Origin of the sequence: Micromonospora sp. NPDC050276 (assembly GCF_044459545.1) — a bacterium.
Taxonomy (GTDB): Bacteria; Actinomycetota; Actinomycetes; order Mycobacteriales; family Micromonosporaceae; genus Micromonospora.
Map to the genome: position 1 here is coordinate 1 of NZ_JBITJA010000032.1, position 18,452 is coordinate 18,452.

The 18,452-nt window shown below is 70.7% G+C and carries 14 protein-coding genes and 1 pseudogene; 11 read left to right on the forward strand and 4 right to left on the reverse strand.

Annotated elements, in window-relative coordinates; all coding sequences use genetic code 11:
- The first annotated feature begins 208 nt into the window (after nt 1-208).
- From ACIBF8_RS31640 to ACIBF8_RS31655, 4 genes and pseudogenes are all read left to right on the forward strand, one after another.
- Nucleotides 209-766 (forward strand): GNAT family N-acetyltransferase, encoded by a 558-nt coding sequence (locus ACIBF8_RS31640; protein WP_396787579.1) that lies wholly within the window; start codon nt 209-211, stop codon nt 764-766.
- Between the two features lie 24 nt (nt 767-790).
- Nucleotides 791-904, forward strand: a pseudogene (locus ACIBF8_RS31645) (dihydrofolate reductase); the annotation flags it as partial.
- A 243-nt stretch (nt 905-1,147) separates the two neighbouring features.
- Nucleotides 1,148-2,041: an SGNH/GDSL hydrolase family protein gene (locus ACIBF8_RS31650; protein WP_396787580.1), complete on the forward strand. Its 894-nt coding sequence runs from the start codon at nt 1,148-1,150 to the stop codon at nt 2,039-2,041.
- Between the two features lie 168 nt (nt 2,042-2,209).
- Complete coding sequence (locus ACIBF8_RS31655) at nt 2,210-3,643, forward strand: serine/threonine-protein kinase (RefSeq protein ID WP_396787581.1); 1,434 nt, start codon at nt 2,210-2,212, stop codon at nt 3,641-3,643.
- Between the two features lie 171 nt (nt 3,644-3,814).
- Here ACIBF8_RS31655 and ACIBF8_RS31660 read toward each other — a convergent pair whose 3' ends face one another.
- From ACIBF8_RS31660 to ACIBF8_RS31670, 3 genes are all read right to left on the reverse strand, one after another.
- A complete protein-coding gene (locus ACIBF8_RS31660; RefSeq protein WP_396787582.1) occupies nt 3,815-4,837 on the reverse strand; it encodes a glycoside hydrolase family 11 protein in 1,023 nt (340 codons plus the stop codon).
- A gap of 436 nt (nt 4,838-5,273) precedes the next feature.
- The gene (locus ACIBF8_RS31665) at nt 5,274-6,419 is read right to left on the reverse strand and encodes an RNA polymerase sigma factor (protein ID WP_396787592.1); all 1,146 of its coding nucleotides are present in this window, start codon (nt 6,417-6,419) and stop codon (nt 5,274-5,276) included.
- A gap of 8 nt (nt 6,420-6,427) precedes the next feature.
- Nucleotides 6,428-6,835 carry a YciI family protein gene (locus ACIBF8_RS31670; protein ID WP_396787583.1) on the reverse strand — a complete coding sequence of 136 codons (408 nt, stop codon included), beginning with the start codon at nt 6,833-6,835 and terminating at the stop codon, nt 6,428-6,430.
- Between the two features lie 198 nt (nt 6,836-7,033).
- Between ACIBF8_RS31670 and ACIBF8_RS31675 the strand changes: the two genes are divergently transcribed.
- From ACIBF8_RS31675 to ACIBF8_RS31705, 7 genes are all read left to right on the forward strand, one after another.
- Entirely contained in the window at nt 7,034-7,489 is a 456-nt protein-coding gene (locus ACIBF8_RS31675) for a Fur family transcriptional regulator (protein WP_396787584.1), read from the forward strand.
- Complete coding sequence (gene katG / locus ACIBF8_RS31680; RefSeq protein ID WP_396787585.1) at nt 7,486-9,762, forward strand: catalase/peroxidase HPI; 2,277 nt, start codon at nt 7,486-7,488, stop codon at nt 9,760-9,762. Before ACIBF8_RS31675 ends, katG begins: the two co-directional genes overlap by 4 nt.
- Nucleotides 9,763-10,004: 242 nt before the next feature.
- Nucleotides 10,005-11,321, forward strand: a complete 1,317-nt coding sequence (locus ACIBF8_RS31685) for a glycosyltransferase family 4 protein (RefSeq protein WP_396787586.1) — start codon at nt 10,005-10,007, stop codon at nt 11,319-11,321.
- A 213-nt stretch (nt 11,322-11,534) separates the two neighbouring features.
- Nucleotides 11,535-12,959: an O-antigen ligase family protein gene (locus ACIBF8_RS31690; RefSeq protein WP_396787587.1), complete on the forward strand. Its 1,425-nt coding sequence runs from the start codon at nt 11,535-11,537 to the stop codon at nt 12,957-12,959.
- Nucleotides 12,960-12,983: 24 nt separating this feature from the next.
- On the forward strand, nt 12,984-13,997 hold the full coding sequence (locus tag ACIBF8_RS31695) for a Wzz/FepE/Etk N-terminal domain-containing protein (protein ID WP_396787588.1): 1,014 nt from the start codon (nt 12,984-12,986) through the stop codon (nt 13,995-13,997).
- A 22-nt stretch (nt 13,998-14,019) separates the two neighbouring features.
- Complete coding sequence (locus ACIBF8_RS31700) at nt 14,020-15,600, forward strand: oligosaccharide flippase family protein (protein ID WP_396787589.1); 1,581 nt, start codon at nt 14,020-14,022, stop codon at nt 15,598-15,600.
- On the forward strand, nt 15,597-16,451 hold the full coding sequence (locus ACIBF8_RS31705; protein WP_396787590.1) for a sulfotransferase family protein: 855 nt from the start codon (nt 15,597-15,599) through the stop codon (nt 16,449-16,451). The genes ACIBF8_RS31700 and ACIBF8_RS31705 overlap by 4 nt, the downstream gene beginning before the upstream one ends.
- A gap of 30 nt (nt 16,452-16,481) precedes the next feature.
- On the opposite strand, the gene ACIBF8_RS31710 is transcribed toward ACIBF8_RS31705, so the two are convergent.
- On the reverse strand, nt 16,482-17,696 hold the full coding sequence (locus ACIBF8_RS31710) for an FAD-binding oxidoreductase (RefSeq protein WP_396787591.1): 1,215 nt from the start codon (nt 17,694-17,696) through the stop codon (nt 16,482-16,484).
- Nucleotides 17,697-18,452 lie beyond the last annotated feature (756 nt).

Consider the following 18,452-nt stretch of genomic DNA (forward strand, 5'->3'; position numbering starts at 1 on the left):
ACCGGCCGGGTCTGCTGACCCTGCAGCGCTGACCCGATTGATCAAGCTCGACCGACCGGAAACGGGCGGGCTCGGCATCACACCGAGCCCGCCCGCACCACGCCAGTGCAGTTGATCCTCGGGCCGCGCCGGGTCCTCGCCTCGCGATCAGTGCCCGGTCGGTTCCAGCGCTCAGGGGCCGGCGGCGACATCCGTGTAAGGATGTTGTGTGAGCTGTGAATCAACAATTTTGCCGGCGGTCGATCCAACCGCCTCCCCTCTCGTACTGGAAGGGGAGGGGATCGTCTTGCGAGACTGGCTCGACGCTGATCTGCCGCACATGCCGGGCCTCTTCGAGGCGCCGGACATGGCCGCGAACACCGATATTCCTTCTCCGTTCGACGCGGACGCCTTTCTGGTCAGAATCCGCCGGCGCCGTGCCCAGGGCATTGTCGATCTGGCCGTGACGCGGGACGGCGGGGAGCCGCTCGGTCTCGTGGCACTTCACGTGGCGATCGGGGTGCTGGGGTACGCCATCGGCCCAGCGCACCGCGGCCGAGGTCTGGCGTCGCGTTCGCTGCGGTTGATGACGAGGTTCTGCCACGAGGAACTCGGCCTCACCCGACTGCGGCTGAGCATCGTGCAGGGCAACGTGCCCTCGCAGCGGGTCGCTGAGTCCGCCGGATACGTCCGAAGCGACGATGACGTCATCGAGAGGACGAACGGGTTGGGGCAGCCGAAGCTGCTCGAAACGTGGCATTGGTTCGCTCCCGTCACGTCCGGCTGACAAAAGACGGGATACGACTGCACGCTGTTCGTCTCGGCCGACGGTGTGGCCGAGATCGACCCCGACTGGCACTTCCCGTACTTCGACGAGGACATGGGCTGCGCCGTCACCGAGGACTATGACGCCACCGACGGACTATGACGCCGCCGACGTGCTGCTGGTCGGCTCCGCAAGCACGGCATGCGAGTGGAGTGGAACCGCAAGCAGTCCAAGCGGGTCCGGGTCACCGGTGCCCGGTGGTACGCGTCAATCAATTGACCGCCACCGATTCATCCCACACTTCGGACCGCTATTTAGTGAGGTTCATCGATATTGACGGCGGGCGTCGGCGGCGACAGGATCTCGGCACCACCACCACCGTGATCCCTCCTGGGAGGCGCCATGACCCGTCCCCGCCTGCCCCTCCTGCGGGCAGCCACCCGGTTGGCCGCACTCGCCCTCGCCACCGCAGGCGTGCTGCTCACCGCCGCCGCACCCGCCAGCGCCGCCGTGCCCACCGGCCGCTACGTCGCGCTGGGTGACTCGTACACCGCCGGGCCGCTGATCCCCACCCAGGTCGACCTGAACTGCCTGCGGTCCAACCGCAACTATCCCTCACTGGTGGCCGCGTCCGCCGGCTCGTCGTCGTTCGCCGACGTGAGCTGTTCCGGTGCCACCACGGACGACATCCTCTACGGAGGCAGCGGCCAACTGGGCATCACGCTGCCACCGCAGCTCAACGCGGTCACGTCGAACACGGCCCTGGTGACGGTGCAGATCGGCGGCAACGACATCGGCTTCTCCGGCATCATCGGCGACTGCGCGGAGGCGAGCGTCAGCAGCCCGCTCGGGTCTCCGTGCAAGAACCGCTACACCGCTGGCGGTGTCGACCAGTTGCAGGCGCGGATCGTCGCCGCCACCCCGAAGGTCACCGCCGTGTTGCGGGCCGTCCGGCAGGCCGCGCCGGGCGCGCGGGTCGTGGTGCTCGGATATCCGGCGATCCTGCCGGACACCGGTTACGGCTGCTGGCCCGTCGTTCCGATCGCCTACCAGGACGTGCCATACCTGCGGGGCATCGAGAAGTCACTCAACGCGATGCTGGCCAGCACCGCGAGCGCCAACGGTGCCACCTACGCCGATGTCTACACCCCGTCGATCGGCCGCGACGCGTGCAAGAGCAGCGGCACCCGCTGGGTCGAGGGTCTGGTGCCGCAGAACTCGGCCGCCCCGTTCCACCCCAACGCTCGTGGTGAGCAGGGCCTGGCCACCGCCCTGCTGGCCAGGCTGAACAGCTGACCGAGCCGTAATCGGCCGAGCCCGCCCCGCCGGCAGCGGCGGGACGGGTCACGTCGCCGGTGCCGCGAATGCTCGCGGCCCGGTCGGGTGCTGATCTCGTAGAGCCGACGTGGCGATCTCCCCAGCCTCGCTGTGCTTGAGATCGAGGAGTCCGGGGTACCGGAAGCTATGCCGAATGTGGGGCAAGTCGTCGGAGACCGTTACCGCCTGGTCGAAAGCATCGCCAGCGGCGGCATGGGTGACGTGTGGCGGGCGGTCGACGAAACCCTGGACCGCTGCGTGGCGGTCAAGATGCTGCAACCTCGGTTGGTCACCGACGCCGGCTTCGGCGAGCGGTTCCGCCGCGAGGCGCGGGCGATGGCGGCTCTGCGTCACCCGGGTGTCGCCCAGGTCTACGACTACGGTGAGGTGTCCCGGTCCGGAGCGCCGGTCCTCGCCTACATCGTGATGGAGTGTGTGCAGGGGCAGCCACTGTCGGAGCGGATCGCCGAGGCCGGCCGGCTGGACGTGGCCGAGACGATGTCCATCGCCGCGCAGACCGCCCGTGCGCTACAGGCCGCGCACGACGCCGGTGTCGTCCACCGTGACGTGAAGCCCAGCAATCTGATCATCGAGCCGGACGGACACGTCGTACTCGTCGATTTCGGTGTTGCGGTGACGCAGGAGGCGGCGAGCCTGACCGGAGCGAACCAGATCGTCGGCACCGCCCTGTACATGGCACCCGAGCAGGTCGCGAGGAACGAGATCACGCCGGCGATCGACATCTACGCGCTGGGGGCTGTCGTCTATCACTGCCTCGCCGGTGCGCCGCCGCACCAGGGCGAGAACGCCGTCGCGGTGGCGCTGCGGCATCTCGAAGAGGAACCGTCGCCGCTGCCGGAAGACGTTCCGGTGGCGGTCCGGCGTGTGGTCGCCACCGCGATGGCCAAGGACCCCGCGCACCGCTTCCCGACGGCGGCGGCCATGGCCACGGCGGCGCAGACACTCGCGGACCCGGCTGATCAGTTGCCGCCCACCGCCACCGGGGCGACCGAGATCGGGGTGCGGACCGGGTTCACGGCTGCCCAAGGGTCTGCCCTCGGCGGCGCGGTGAGCCGGTCGGGCAGCCCGGGGCCCAGAGCGCGCACGGTGCTTCTCGGATCGTTGGCCGCGGCGGCAGCCGTCCTGGTGTTCGCCGATCCCATCGGGTTCATGCCCGGCCCGACCGGGCGACCGTCGACGCCCCCCACGGAGCCACCCGCGGTGTCACCGACGGTGCCGTCGCAGCGGGAACCCGGCCCCGGCGGAGGCGGCGGTGAACCGGCCACCCGCAGTTCCCCGGGCATGCCGGGCCGAACGCCTGGCCCCCCGACCCCGACGGCCACTCGGTCAGCGGGCCAGGGGACCGTGGACCAATCGGCACCGCCCGGTGAGAGCACTGCGGATGCGCCCGATCCCAGCACGTCCGGGAGCACGCCCGCGCAGCCAACGGCAACCCCGACGGGTGGAACGACAGCGGCACCGAGCGCGGGGACGACGGAGGGCTCGGCGGCTGACCCGACCAAGGAACCGGCGGCGGAGGAGTCGGCGGTCGGAGAGGGGGCCGCGGCGCCGCAGGTCTAGCGGGCGGCGGCGCAGGCGGCGGTCGCGCGACTGGACCGGGCCGCACCAGCCCGATCCGAGGCCGTCGTTGCTGCCGAGGTGGACGCGGTGGTTGCCGGTGGAAAACGGTCTGGCGTGGCGGCCGAAGCCGCCACGCCAGAGCTGTGCCGTGTTGTCAGGAAATGCTCGGAGTTAACTGGTGCGACAGCTGACCGTCGGCCAGTTCCAGTTGCCGTTGGCCATGACCGTTATACCGAAGTTGTTGCCATTGCCGTTCGGTCTCGCGGTGACCGTGCCGCTGGTGCCGCTGACGGAGGCGTTCCAGCTGTTCTGAATGCTCTGGCCGCCACCGAGGCCGAGGCTGACGACCCAGTTGTTGGTGCCGCTGACCGCGACGTTGAGGTTGAACCGGTCACCCCACTGCTGGCCGGCGGAGAGTGTCGCGGTGCAGTTGCCGGTCCCCGGATTGCCGGTGGTGGGACCGGAGGTCGGGTTGCCGCCGCTGCCCTCCCGGACGGTGATGTCGGAGCTTCCGCTGCTCTGGTAACCCTCGGTGGCCATGATCTGGTAGCTGTGGTTGGTGCCGAGGTTCAGGCCGGCGCGGGCCCAGGCGTCGAAGTGGTTGGCGGTGGTGATGGTGCCACTCGAGCGCTTCTGCTGGCGGACACTCCAGAACTGGTAGAACGTCTGGTTGCCATCGATCGACGGGGCGTTGACCCGCTGGCTGCGCAGGATGTCGTAGGTGCCGCCGTCAGTGGTGACCGTGCCCATCCGGGTGGCGCCGCTGCTCGGGTTGTAGCTGCCGAAGTTCTCCACCACGTAGTACTCGATGAGCGGGTTGCGCGTCCATCCGTACAGGGCGAGGTAGGTGTTGTTGTTGCCCGGGTTGTAGCTGCCCGAGTAGGTGACCGTCCGGCGGTTGCCGGTGGCCCAACCCTTGCCGCCGACCCAGTTGTTGGTGCTCCGGTCCCAACTGCTGGTGTATCGGCCGTCGGCACGCAGCGTCATGCTGGCGTTGCCGCTGTCCTTCCAGAACGAGAAGAAGTAGCCGTTGTGCGTGCCGGTGAGGTTCGAGGTGAGGGTCCTGTCGGCCTCGGCGTACGCGTTGGTCGCCGTCATCGTGCCGGCGACGGCCAGGACGGCGGCGCACGCGGCCCCGAGGAGCAGCCGCATGCGGCCGCGCCTCCGTGGCGTGGTGTGGCTGGTGTCGGTCATGTAACTGGTGCCTCCTCGTGACGGCTGGCGGGGGCCAGCACGCGGTACGCCTCGGCAGGCTGCCCGTGCTCGGGTAACGGCCACGGCGTCGTACCGCTCTGTGGTGGTGGGCCGGTCGTCCTGCACGACGACCGGAGGAGTGGGTCGTGGTGGTGGTGCAGACGGCGATTGAACGCCGTCGATGGCGACCGTATTGACCCGGCCGTCGACTTGTCAACAATTTTCGGAAACAGGCCGGCAACAGTGCTGTCGTCGCCGAACAGCATCCATCCAGGTCAGTAATCGATCAGTGCCGAGGGTGGTCACCGAGGAATCTCGATCAGGGAGCAACGGCCCGAGCAGGGGTCGCCGAAAGTTCCGGAGACTTTCCGGACCGCCGTCGGTCGGCCGTGGGAAGCGGTACCGAGGCTGTCGGGCGGCACCGCGACACGACCGGTCAGCGCCACCGGAGGGTGTTGAGCCGGGCGGCCTGGCGGGTCAGGTGGTCGCGTTCGGCGAGGTTGGCAGCCTGCTGGGCCGCCTCGGCGTACAGCCGTGCCGCCGTTGCCAGGTCGCCGTCGCGCTCGTGCAGGTAGGCCGCCACCGCCGTGTATCGGGGCAGGGCGTCGTCCAGTGCGGCGAGCGCCGCCAGGCCGGCGCGTGGGCCGTCGGCCGCACCGACGGCCACCGCCCGGTTGAGCCGGACGACCGGGTTGTCGGTCAGTCGCGCGAGTTCGTCGTACCACTCGACGATCTGCACCCAGTCGGTCTCGGCGGCGGTCGGCGCGTCCGCGTGCAGTGCCGCGATGGCGGCCTGGGCCTGGAACTCGCCCAGTTGGTCACGGGCGAGGGCCGCCTGCAGGATCTCGACACCCTCGGCGATCAACCGGGTGTTCCAGCGGCTGCGGTCCTGCTCGGCGAGGGGAATGAGGCTGCCGTCGGGTGCGGTCCGGGCGCCGCGCCGCGCGTGGTGCAGCAGCATGAGGGCGAGCAGCCCCGCCACCTCGGGGTGGTCGATCGCGACCGCGAGCTGCCGGGCGAGCCGGATGGCCTCGGCGGCGAGGTCCAGGTCGCCGGAGTACCCCTCGTTGAAGACCAGGTAGAGGACGCGCAGCACGGTGGCGACGTCACCGGGTCGGTCGAACCGCACCCCGGAGACGGTGCGTTTCGCCCGGCTGATGCGCTGCGCCATGGTCGACTCGGGCACCAGGTAGGCGTGGGCGATCTGGCGCGTGGTCAGCCCGCCGACGGCGCGCAGCGTAAGCGCGACCGCGGACGACGGCGTCAGCGACGGGTGGGCGCACAGGAAGTAGAGCTGAAGCGTGTCGTCCACGGTGGGGGCCGGTCCAGGCGCCGGCTCCTCGTCGGCCAGATCCTCACGCCGGCGGCGAGCGGCGTCGGCTCGGGTCGTGTCGAGGAACCGGCGCCACGCCACCGTGGTCAGCCAGCCCTTCGGGTCGCGCGGCGGGTCGGCCGGCCAGACGCGGATCGCCTCGACCAGTGCGTCCTGCACGGCGTCCTCGGCCGCCGCGAAGTCGACTCCGCGGCGGCCGAGGATCCCGAGGACGCTCGGCGTGAGGTTCCGCAGCAGCGTCTCGTCCATCGGAGCCGTCACTCCGTGACGGTCGGCGGCTCGCTCAGGAACGGGCGCAGCTCGAGCCACTCGTGGATCGGCTTCCCGCCCGCCCCGGGTGCGGCCGACAGTTCCCCGGCTAGTTGGACGGCCCTTTCGTAGCTGTCGACGTCGATCACCATCCAGCCGGCGATGAGATCCTTGGTCTCGGCGAACGGGCCGTCGGTGACCGGCGGGCGGCCCTCGCCGTCGTAGCGGACCCACGCTCCCTCGGGGGCGAGCGCCTGGCCGTCGACGTACTCGCCGGTCCCCTCCAGTCGAGCCGCGAAGTCGCGCATGTACTGCATGTGGGCCGAGATCTCCTCCGGCGTCCACTGGGTCATGGGCACGTCGTGCACGGCGGTCGGGGCGCCTCGGTAGTGCTTGAGCAGCAGGTACTTGGCCATCGTGATGCTCCTTGGTGCTGGCTGCGACCCATCGTGGTCACGTTCACCCCGGGGACGGAGCCGATCAGCACTTCTCGACATGGCTGTCCGGGTTTTCTCCTCCCGCAGGTTAATCTCGGGTGAATCGTCCACCGCCGGGGTGCCTCGACTGGCTCAAAACTTGATTCGTTCCAAAATAGTGAGCTAGGGTTCGTACCCGTGATGTCCGACTTCGAGGCGCAGCTGCGGGCTGTCTCGTTGCGCGTGACCCGGCCTCGACTGGCGGTGCTCGCGGCGCTGCGCGACCACCCGCACGTCGGCACCGACGCGGTGATCGCGCTGGTACGCGCGGATCATCCCACGATCTCCCACCAGGCGGTGTACGACGTGCTGCGGGTGCTCACCGACGCCGGTCTGGTGCGGCGCATCCAGCCGGCCGGGGCGACCGCCCGCTACGAGTCCCGGATCGCGGACAATCACCACCATGTCGTGTGCCGCTCCTGCGGCGCCATCGCCGACGTCGACTGCGCCGTCGGCCACGCCCCCTGTCTCACCGCCTCGGGCGACCACGGTTTCGTGGTCGACGAGGCGGAGGTCGTCTACTGGGGCACCTGCCCCGACTGCGCGACCGACCGCACGCCCCAGAGATCCGCAAGTTCGGAAGGAAGCACATGAGCGACACCCAGGACAACGGCCCCATCAGTGCGCAGGGCGTGGACCAGAAGGCAGCGGCCGGCTGCCCGGTCGCGCACGACTCGGTGACCGCGCACGGCAGCGAGAGCGAGAACCCGGCGATCGACTCGCCGACGCCGAAGACCGGCGGTCGTCCGCGTACCAACCGGGACTGGTGGCCCAACCAGCTCGACCTCTCGGTGCTGCACGCCCACTCGGCCAAGGGCAACCCGTTGGGCGAGGACTTCAGCTACGCCAAGGAGTTCGCGAAGCTCGACGTCGAGGCCCTCAAGCGCGACATCGTCGAGGTCCTCACCACCTCGCAGGACTGGTGGCCGGCCGACTTCGGCCACTACGGCGGCCTGATGATCCGGATGAGCTGGCACGCCGCCGGCACGTACCGCATCGAGGACGGTCGGGGCGGCGCCGGCGACGGTGGGCAGCGGTTCGCGCCGCTGAACAGCTGGCCGGACAACGCCAACCTGGACAAGGCCCGCCGGCTGCTCTGGCCGGTCAAGCAGAAGTACGGCCAGAAGATCTCCTGGGCCGACCTGCTCGTGCTCGCCGGCAACGTGGCCCTGGAGTCGATGGGCTTCAAGACCTTCGGCTTCGGTTTCGGTCGTGAGGACGTCTGGGAGCCCGAGGAGATCTTCTGGGGTCCGGAGGACACCTGGCTGGGCGACGAGCGCTACGCCTCCGAGAAGGAGATGGCGGCCGGCGTCGGTTCGACCGAGATGGGGCTCATCTACGTCAACCCGGAGGGCCCGCGCGGTAACGCGGACCCGGCCGCGGCGGCCCACTTCATCCGCGAGACCTTCCGCCGGATGGCGATGAACGACGAGGAGACCGTCGCGCTCATCGCCGGTGGTCACACCTTCGGTAAGACCCACGGTGCCGCCGTGGCCGACAACCACGTGGGCCCGGAGCCCGAGGGTGCCCCGCTGGAGGCGCAGGGCCTGGGCTGGCTGAGCACCCACGGCAGCGGCAAGGGCGCCGACACGATCACCAGCGGTCTCGAGGTGACGTGGACCGACGTGCCGACGCAGTGGAGCAACCGCTTCTTCGAGATCCTGTTCGGCTACGAGTGGGAGCTCACCACGAGCCCCGGCGGCGCGAAGCAGTGGGTGGCCAAGGACGCCGAGGCGATCATCCCGGACGCCTTCGACCCGTCGAAGAAGCACCGGCCCACGATGCTCACGACCGACCTGTCGCTGCGCGTCGACCCGGAGTACGAGAAGATCTCGCGCCGCTTCCTGGAGAACCCCGACCAGTTCGCGTTGGCCTTCGCCAAGGCCTGGTACAAGCTGCTGCACCGCGACATGGGTCCGGTCAGCCGTTTCCTCGGGCCGTGGGTGGCCGAGCCCCAGCTGTGGCAGGACCCGGTGCCGGCCGCCGACGGGGTGCTCGTGGGTGACGCCGACATCGCCGCCCTGAAGGCGAAGGTTCTGGAGTCCGGTCTCTCCACCGCCCAGCTCGTCTCCGTCGCCTGGGCCTCCGCCGCGAGCTTCCGGCACACCGACAAGCGGGGCGGCGCCAACGGCGCACGGATCCGGCTCGAGCCGCAGCGCAGCTGGGAGGTCAACCAGCCCGAGCAGCTCGCGACCGTCCTGGAGACCCTGGAGGGCATCCAGCGGGAGTTCAACTCCGCCGGTGGGGCGACGATCTCGATCGCCGACCTGATCGTGCTGGCCGGCTCGGCCGCCGTCGAGAAGGCGGCGCGGGACGCCGGCTTCGAGGTGACCGTGCCGTTCCACCCGGGCCGGACCGACGCGACCCAGGAGCAGACCGACACCGAGTCCTTCCGGGTCATGGAGCCGCGCGCCGACGGGTTCCGCAACTACCTGCGTGCCGGCGAGAAGACCCAGCCGGAGGTGCTGCTCGTCGACCGCGCCTACATGCTCAACCTGACCGCGCCCGAGATGACCGTCCTCGTCGGCGGCCTGCGTTCCCTCGGCGCCAACACCGGCGGCACCTCGCACGGTGTCCTCACCGACCGGCCGGGCGTGCTCACCAACGACTTCTTCGCCAACCTGCTGTCCCCGGGCACCCGGTGGGCCGCGTCGAAGTCCGAGGAGCACGTCTACGAGATCCGCGACCTGGCCACCGATGAGGTGAAGTGGACCGCCACCGCGGTCGACCTCATCTTCGGTTCCAACTCGCAGCTGCGAGCCCTCGCGGAGGTCTACGCCAGCCAGGACGGTCGCGAGAAGTTCGTGACCGACTTCGTGGCGGCCTGGACCAAGGTCATGGAGCTCGACCGGTTCGATCTCGCCTGACAGTTCCCACCGACGAGCCCCGGTCGATCCACGAGTGATCGGCCGGGGCTCGTTGTCGTTCGCGTGGGTCGACCCGGTACCGGCACTGTCCATCTCCTCGTCATCCGGGCGACATTCCCTTCACTTCGAATCCCATGGATGATTTTTTTGTCTGAGTGATCAGCTCGCGAACGGGCCCGTTCATGGCAAGGTGTTGATCTGCCCGGGCGGCGGGCGCGGACCTAGTCACGCAGGGAGTCAACGTGGCCCATCCCGACCTGCAGGCCGAGGACGTGGACCGGCACGCGGTAAGCCGTGCGATTCCCCGGCAGCGGACCGGGGGCGTCCCGGCCCGGCGAATGTTCGCCGCCCGGTCGTCCGCGGCGGGCGTCGCCGACACCGGCACCACGTGGCGTCCGCTGCGGATCGCGATGATCGGCCAGAAGGGGATGCCGGCGACCTACGGCGGGATCGAACGGCACGTGGAGGAGATGGCCAGCCGGCTCGCCAGCTACGGGCACGAGGTCACCGTCTACTGTCGCCCAAGCTACGGCGACACACCCGCCGACGGCTACCGGGGGGTACGGCTGCGCCAGACCCACACGATCGCGAGCAAGCACCTCGACGCCATCGTGCACGCGGCGACCTCCACCATGGCGGCGATGGCCGCGCGGCCCGACATCGTGCACTACCACGGGCTCGGGCCAGCCCTGGTCGCCCCGCTCCCGCGCACGCTGTCCCGAGCGCGCGTCGTGCTGACCGTGCACGGGTTGGACAACCAGCGGGACAAGTGGGGGCTCGCCGCGCGGGCGGTGCTGGGCAGCGCCCACTGGCTCAGCGGGTACGTCCCGCACCAGCGGGTCGCGGTCTCCCAGGGCCTCGCCGCCCACTACGGCAGCCGGTTCGGCCGCCCGACGACCTACATCCCCAACGGCGTGAACCCGGCCCGACCGGCGCGGGCCCGTCAGATCGAGGCCCGGTTCGGGCTGACCCCCGGCGGGTACCTGCTGCTGGTCGGGCGGCTGGTCCCGGAGAAGGCGGCCGACCTGCTGATCCGGGCCTTCCGCCGCACCGAGACCCCGCTGCGGCTGGCGATCGTCGGCGGATCGTCATTCACCGACGACTTCGTGGACCGGCTGCGCCGTGCGGCCGACGGCGACGACCGGATCGTCTTCACCGGGTTCGCCTACGGCGACCTGCTCGCCGAGTTGTACTCCGGCGCCGCCGGCTTCGTTCAGCCGTCCCGGTTGGAGGGACTGCCGTTGACGCTGCTGGAGGCGGCCGCGTACGGGCTGCCGGTGGTCGCGAGCGACATCGCGCCGCACGTCGAGGTGCTGAGGTCCGACGGCGCCGGAGGGCGGTTGTTCCGCGACGGCGACGAGGACGACCTGGTCCGGGTGTTGACGGCGCTGCTCGCCGACCTGCCCGGCGAACGGGCCGGTGCGGTGGCGTTGCGCGAGCGGGTCACCGACAGGTACAGCTGGGACACCGCCGCGCGCGAGTTGGAGCGGCTCTACCTGCGGCTGGCTCCGGAGCCGGGCCGGCGGGCCAGAGCGCGACTCACGGCGGCCACCGACTGACCGGGCGGGGTTCGCCGGGGGAGCGTCGGATCAGCCCCGCGGAGGACGGAACAGTCGGCGCAACGGCCCCTTCTACCGTCGGGGTGACAGGGCTAGATTGAACCGATCTTGTGCCGGGAGGACATCGGTTGGCCGTGCCCGGCAGCGGCCGCACAGCGTCGATTCGGTTCAGTGGGATCAGTGGAACAACACACGCAGCAGGTGGCTCCGCCCATGACCAACAGGCTCGACCCGACCCGCCTGCTCACCGGCGGTGCGGCGCTGGCCGCCGCGGTCGTGGCGGTGGTCGCGGGTGTCTCCATGGCGGCAGGTGACCGTCGGGGCATGGTGCTGCCGCTCGCGGTGGTCGCGGGGATCGCCGTGGCTGTGCTCGCGCTCACCCGGTTCGCCGGGTACGTGTTGCTGATGCTCGCGGTGCGCTCCTGCGTCGACCTGTTCAAGCTGACCGGCCCGAGCGCAGGCCAGGCCGACTCCGCCGGAACGGCGCGGGCGGCGGACCCCTCCACCCTGCTCGCGGTGCTGTTCCTCCTCGCCGCCGGGCTCTGGCTGGCCGCACAGCTCAGCCGGCACGGGCGGCTGCGCGGCACCCCGCTCAGCTGGGCCATGCTGCTCGTCGGCGCCAGCAGCGTGGTCAGCGCCCTCGGTGCCAGCCGGCCGGCGAACAGCCTGTTGGAGGCGTTGCGGATCCTCACCGTGGTGGTGATGTTCGTGGTGCTGGAACAGCTCATGCCGGACACCGCGGCGATCCGTCGGGTGTTGCTCGCCTGCTACGCCTCGCTGGTGCTGGCGTTGGGCTACACCGTCGTCCTGTCGCTGCTCGGCAACCCGCCGGCCGAGGTGAAGGGCGACTTCACCCGGATCAGCGGCACGTTCAGCCAGTCGACCACGTTCGGCCGCTACCTGATGTTCATGGTGATCTTCGGGTTCGCGGTGTACCGCTTCCTGGATCGTCGACTGCGGGCGTCACTCGGGGTGCTGCTCGCGCTCTCGCTGCTGTTCCTGCTGCTCACCAACACCCGCAGCGCCCTGCTCGGCGCGGCGATCGGCCTGGTCGTGGTCGCGGCGTTGCACCGCAGCAAGCGCATGCTGGTCACCCTCTGCGTGGTGGCGGTCGCCGGGGTGGCCCTGGTGCCCGCCGTCGGCGAGCGGTTCGCCCAACTCGGTACGTCGCGCGCGGTCGGCGGAGACCCGACCGGAAACACCCTGGCGTGGCGGATCGGCTACTGGACCGAGATCGTCACGCTGGCCGACCGGAACCCGGTGACCGGCATCGGGCCGAACATGACCCAGCGCGAGACCGACGAGGCGAAGAAGCCGCACAACGACTTCCTGCGGGCGTACGTGGAGACCGGGTTGCTGGGTCTCGGGGCGTACCTGCTGATGCTTTTTGCCTTCCTGCACACCGCCCGGACCGCGCTGCGGCGCGCGCCCCCGGGCAGCTTCGAGCGTGGCGTCGCGGTCGGGTTCACCGGCTGCGCCGCCGCCTTCGTGGCGGTCAGCGCCGCCTCCAACGTCATTTCCAACGTGGTCACCCTCTGGTACTTCGTCGCGTTCGCCGCGGCGGCCAGTGTGATCGCCCGCCAACCGGCTCCGAACCTGACCGGCGAGCAGCCACGACGCACGTCCGTCCCGGTTTGACTGAACGACAGCATTGGGGAAAAAGTGGAGATCGTCGACTACCTGCGGGTCGCCCGGCGGCGCCTCTGGGTACTCGTGGGAGTGCCGGTGCTCGCTACCGGCGCCGCGGCCGCCATCGTCCTGTTCGCGCCACAGCAGTTCAGCGGGACCGCGTACGTGGCGGCGCCGGCGCTGGTGGGCGGCACGGCCGGAACGCAGTACACCGGTACGCAGGCGGCGAACCAGTTCGTCGCGGCGTTCGGCGCGGCGGTCACCTCACCCCGGGTCCTCGCCGACGTGGCCGCTGACACCGGGGTGCCGCCGGAGCGGTTGCGCGACGGGCTCGCCATCAGCCAGGTCGGCGCGAGCAGCCAGTTGGAGGTGACCTACACCGCCGGTGACCCGGCGAAGGTCGCTCCGGTGCTGACCGCCACCACCACCCGGGCGCTGGCGTTCCTCTTCTCCTCCCAGGTCGGCATCGCCACCGGCGAGGTCGAGGCGGCCAACGCCGACGTCACCGCGGCGACCAGAGCGATCGGGGAGTGGGAGAAGGCGAACAAGGTCTCCCAGCCGGACCGGATCTACCAGGCGACGCTGGGCGAGCTGACCAGCCTGCGCCAGCAGCAGCTCTCCATGCAGGCGGTCGGCAACGGCCGGGGTGTCGACGCGGCGACGGCCGCGATCACCGCCGCCCAGAAGAAGCTGGACGAGTTGGGGCCGAAGCTCCCCGACTACCAGGCCCTGCTCGCCCAGCGGGACGCGGCGACCAACGCGCTGTCCCAGGCGCGGGAGGGGTTGCAGGCGGCGCGGGCGCAGGCCCAGGCTGCCGACCCGAAGCAGGTGACCAGCATCGGCGAGGCGCACGAGGTGAGCAGGATGGCGGAGCTGGTGCGCACGGCCCTGCCGGTGGGCGGTGCGGGTCTGCTGCTCGGAGTGCTGCTGGTGGGCGTACTCGAACTGCTCTCGCGGGGTCGGGTCGCCGCCCGCCCGGTGGCCCCGGCCGCGAGCACCGCGACCCGCTCGGTGCCGGCGGAGACCGTGACCGCGGCACGGCCGTGACCGTCGGAGAACGGGCCACCCGGTGCGCGAGGTGACCGGCCGGCCGCCGGCCGCGCCGGAGGCCGGCGACCAACAGGTACGCGGCATGGCCCGCGGCGGCGTGCTGAACCTGGCCGGCGCCGTGCTCAGCCAGGTGGCGCTCTTCCTGGTCATGCTGTTGCTGGCCCGGGCCCTGGGGGTACGCGAACTCGGCCGGTACGCCCAGGTCTACGCGGTGCTGTCGCTGCTGGGGTTGCTCTCGCTCTCCGGTTTCCGGGCCGGGCTGACCCGGTTCGTGGCGGTGCATCTCGCCGACGACGAGCCGGCCGCCCTCCGGGGCGCGATCCGGCTCGGGCTCGGCATCTCCGCCGCCGCGTCCACGGTGATCGCGCTCGGTCTGGTGGCCGGCGCGCCGTGGCTCGCCGACGCCCTGCACGACCCGCAGCTCACCACCGGGCTGCGGTTGGTGGCGCTGTGCCTGCCCGCCGCCACGGTGTGCGAGGCCGCACTCGCGGCCACCCGGGGTTGGCGCACGCAACGGGCCTACGCGCTCATCGGCCAGGTCTACGAGCCGGCCGCCCGGCTGGTGCTCACCGCGTTGGCGCTCGCCCTCGGGGCGGGCCTGACCGGCGCGTTCTGGGCGCTGGTGGCGGCGAGTTGGAGCGCCGCCGCGTTCGCTCTCGTGGCGCTCGCCCGGATGCTGCGCCGGGTGCCCCCCGCCCGGCCCGCGTACCGGCCGGGGGAGCTGTTCCGGTTCTCCACCGTCAGCTGGGTCTCCTCGCTGTCGTCCACCGGGCTGATCTGGGTGGACGCGTTGCTGCTCGGCTTCTTCGACTACGGTCCCGACGCCATCGGCGTCTACCACGTGGCGACCCGGCTGGTCACGATCGCGGTGTTCGTGCTGGCACCGGTCAACGCCTCGTTCGGCCCGCACCTGGCGCACCTCTACCACCAGGGTCGACTGGACGAGGTACGCCGCATCTACCGGGTCGCGACCGGTTGGGTGCTCCGGCTGTCGCTCCCGGCCTTCGTGGCGTTGCTGGTCTTCCCGGAGCAGTTGCTGCGGCTGGTCGGCGGGCCGAATCTGGCCGGCGGTGCGGCGGTGACGGTCGTGCTGGCGCTCGGCCAGCTCGTCAACGCCGCGACCGGGCCCTGTGGAACGCTGCTGAACATGTCCGGCCGGGTCTCGGTCAACATGGTGGACAACCTCGCCGCCCTGCTGCTCAACGTTCTGCTCAACCTCTGGCTCATCCCCGCGTACGGCATTCTCGGTGCGGCGGTGGCCTGGGCGGTCTCGTTGGCGGCGGTGAACATCGCCCGGGTCTGGCAGGTGCGCGCGCAGGTGCACACCGTGCCGGTGACGGCGGGCATGGTCAAGGGCCTGGTCGCCGCGCTGGTCGCGATGGGTGTCGGGTTCGGGGTGCGCTGGCTGGTCGAGGGCTGGACCGCGCAGCTCGCGGTCGGTCTGGCCGCGATCGTGGCGGCGTACCTCGCCGTGGTGCTCGCCCTCGGGCTCAGCCGGGAGGACGTCATGGTGCTGCGATCGGTGACCCGCGGAGGCGGTCGACGGGCCGCCGCCGACGGCGACCTGGGTGTCACCGCGGGCAGCGGGGTCCGCCCGTGACCGGCATCGCGCGGCGTCAGGCCACCGATCGGCTGCGCCGGGGGGTACGCGCGGCGCGGGCGTGGGGACGCGCGGTCCGACCAGGGGAGCCCGGCCCGCTGCCCGACTTCCTGGTGATCGGTGGGCAGCGGTGCGGCACCACCTCGCTGTACCACCACCTCGCCGCGCATCCCCGGGTCCGGGTGGCCAGCGGCAAGGAGTTGCAGTACTTCAGCGTCCACCATGGTCGGGGGGTGCGGTGGTATCGGGGGCACTTCCCGCGCCTCGCCCCGGGCGAGCGCACGTTCGAGGCGAGCCCCTACTACCTGTTCCATCCGAACGTGCCGTCCCGGGTCGCGGCGGCCCTGCCGCAGGCGCGCTTCGTCGTCCTGCTGCGTGACCCGGTGCAGCGGGCCTACTCGCACTACCTGCACACCCGCTCCTACGGCGCCGAGCCGCTGTCCTTCGCCGACGCCCTCGACGCGGAGGAGGAGCGGCTGGCCCGGGCGACGCGTGGCGGCCCGGACACCCGGGCCGCCCACCGGGCGCTCCGCAACCACTCGTACGCCGCCCGGGGCCGCTACGCCGAGCAGCTGCAACGGTGGTTCGCGCAGGTCCCGCGCGAGCGGATCCACGTCGCCCGGACCGAGGACCTGCACGCCGACCCGGCGGGCACGTACGGCGACATCCTGCGCTTCCTCGGCCTGCCGGCCTTCACCCCCGAGGCGTTCACCCGGCACACCCGTCGCGTCGACGAGGGCGCCTCGCAGCTGACCCCGGCTCTGCGCGAGCGCCTGGGCGACCACTTCGCGCCGCACAACGCCCGGCTGGCCACCCTGCTCGACTGGCCCGACCCCTGGCCGGCCACGTAACGGTCCCGAGAATCCAGTCCGGGCCGCGTGTCAAGCTCCTGGCGCATCCCCCGCGAGTCGGCCGAACCCGCTACCGCCGATGGCCGTCTCCAGCGCGGGCTTCAGGCGGGCAGGGGGCGATGAGCGGTGGCGAGACACCCACAACGCCGAGTCGAGCGGGCGATGGAAAGTCGCAGCGAGATGCAGATTTTCCGCAGCAACCCCCGCGAGGGGCAGCCGCTTCCGCGCGGCCTCGATCAACGGCGGTGAGCCGCAAACATAGAACGCCTGCCCCGGCCGATAGTGATCCAAGGCGATGCTGAGCAGGTCGCCCTGCGCGGCGGGCTCCACATCACGGTCGTTCGAGAAGGCCAGCACGACTGTGAGCCACTTGCTATGCGCCTGCTGAAGCTTGTCCAACGCGACCGCGTCGTAGAGATCTGGTAGTGCGGGCGCGCCCACCACCAACGTGACCCGCCGCCCGTTCGGCGACGCGGCAACGTGTTCCACCAGCGCCCGCAGCGGGGCAAGACCAGTACCCCCGGCTGCCAACAGCAGATCGGCGTCACCGGCGGCCTCCAGCGACAATCCGACGTCGGAAGCCGGTCCCAGCCACAACAGTTCCCCCGGGGCCACCCGCCCGACCAGAACGGGCGAGACCACACCCCCGGCAACGGCACGAACGTGGAACTCCACCCGCCCGTCCGGGCGCGGAACGCTCGCCGGCGAATACCACCGCCACAGCCCCGGCAGCCGAGGCGTACACACCGGCATCGCCTGACCAGGCAGATACCGAAGCCTCCGCATCGGCCGGACAGTCAACACCGCGACACCATCAGCGGCGACCTCGCACGTCTCCACCTCGCCGAACGTCACATGCGGACCATCGCCTAACGCGCCCGCCGCCCGCTCCGCGAGCCGAAGCGCCCGACGACACCCCAGTTCCCACCGACCCGCCAGCTCGGGCTCCCAACCCTCGCCCGTGAACCGACGCACCGTATCGACCAACGCGGCCGCGACGGCGGTCCCGTGATACGGCCGAAGATCAAAACGCCGGTACATCCGACCCAACACCGCCAACGCCGCACGCCTACCAGCCGGATCACGCCGAGCCGCGACCAACTGCCCGAGCGTCGAGAAGAACACCGGTGCAAATTGGTACGGAAGCAGCCGCACGCTGCGGTCCTCCATGAACGACCAGAAGTGGCCGGCGGCTCGATCGTGCGAGGCGAGGGTGACCGCCAGCGAGAGCCCCAGGTCAGCCATCGTGCCGGCTGGCCCTGGGTGCGCGGATAACGCTAAGCACCACCCGACTGTGCTTCGGACCCTCCGCGCACGTCTTTACCCGTGCCTCGATAGCCCTGCGCCGCGTCACGTTGCTACCCACGGGATCGAACGACCTATCGTCGGCTGGAACAAACCACTTTTCCCGGTGCATCTTTATGCCACCCCTCTCTCGGCCCCCAACTTGGCTCCTCCCGGCAGGAGGCTCGCCATCGCCTCCAGGGGCGGACCTCCCCTACTCACCGCCGCGCCGGGCGACCTGAGTTCCGCGCGGTCGAATCACCGACAGCGACCGGTCGACACCGAAACGGATTGGCCTGTTCAGGAAATCCGAACGACCAGAGCAAATCGACGCCTAGCTTGTTGTCTCGCTGTTGTCTCATGACGAATCCGAGCAGTTTCCGCAGTTGAGAGCACGTTTTGTTGACCGAAGCGGACTAGAGTGACGGCGACGATCGGGGAGGCAGGATGACGCGGACACCATCGCCACGGAGTCAGCTCTTGGTGCATCCATTGAGCTACGTTCGAGAACAGCGAAGCTGGACGCAACAAGATCTCGTCGATGTCATCGCGCGCCGTCTAAACACTGCAGCCCGGCGCGAGAAGGCTTGGCGCTGGGAGCGATGGGGCGTGGTGCCGGATGAGGTGTCGGCTCCGCCTGAAAACTGACCATGTGGTTCCGGCTGAATCGGGACCACCTCCTGAAGCATCGGGAGGTGCTGAGCGTGGAGGACTGGG

Excerpts from the sequence above, each read along its gene's own strand:
- ACIBF8_RS31655 (WP_396787581.1), top strand. The coding sequence starts at position 2,210 with ATGCCGAATGTGGGGCAAGTCGTCGGAGACCGTTACCGCCTGGTCGAA.
- ACIBF8_RS31660 (WP_396787582.1), bottom strand. The coding sequence starts at position 4,837 with ATGACCGACACCAGCCACACCACGCCACGGAGGCGCGGCCGCATGCGG.
- ACIBF8_RS31665 (WP_396787592.1), bottom strand. The coding sequence starts at position 6,419 with ATGGACGAGACGCTGCTGCGGAACCTCACGCCGAGCGTCCTCGGGATC.
- ACIBF8_RS31670 (WP_396787583.1), bottom strand. The coding sequence starts at position 6,835 with ATGGCCAAGTACCTGCTGCTCAAGCACTACCGAGGCGCCCCGACCGCC.
- ACIBF8_RS31690 (WP_396787587.1), top strand. The coding sequence starts at position 11,535 with ATGACCAACAGGCTCGACCCGACCCGCCTGCTCACCGGCGGTGCGGCG.
- katG (WP_396787585.1), top strand. The coding sequence starts at position 7,486 with ATGAGCGACACCCAGGACAACGGCCCCATCAGTGCGCAGGGCGTGGAC.
- ACIBF8_RS31710 (WP_396787591.1), bottom strand. The coding sequence starts at position 17,696 with ATGGCTGACCTGGGGCTCTCGCTGGCGGTCACCCTCGCCTCGCACGAT.
- ACIBF8_RS31650 (WP_396787580.1), top strand. The coding sequence starts at position 1,148 with ATGACCCGTCCCCGCCTGCCCCTCCTGCGGGCAGCCACCCGGTTGGCC.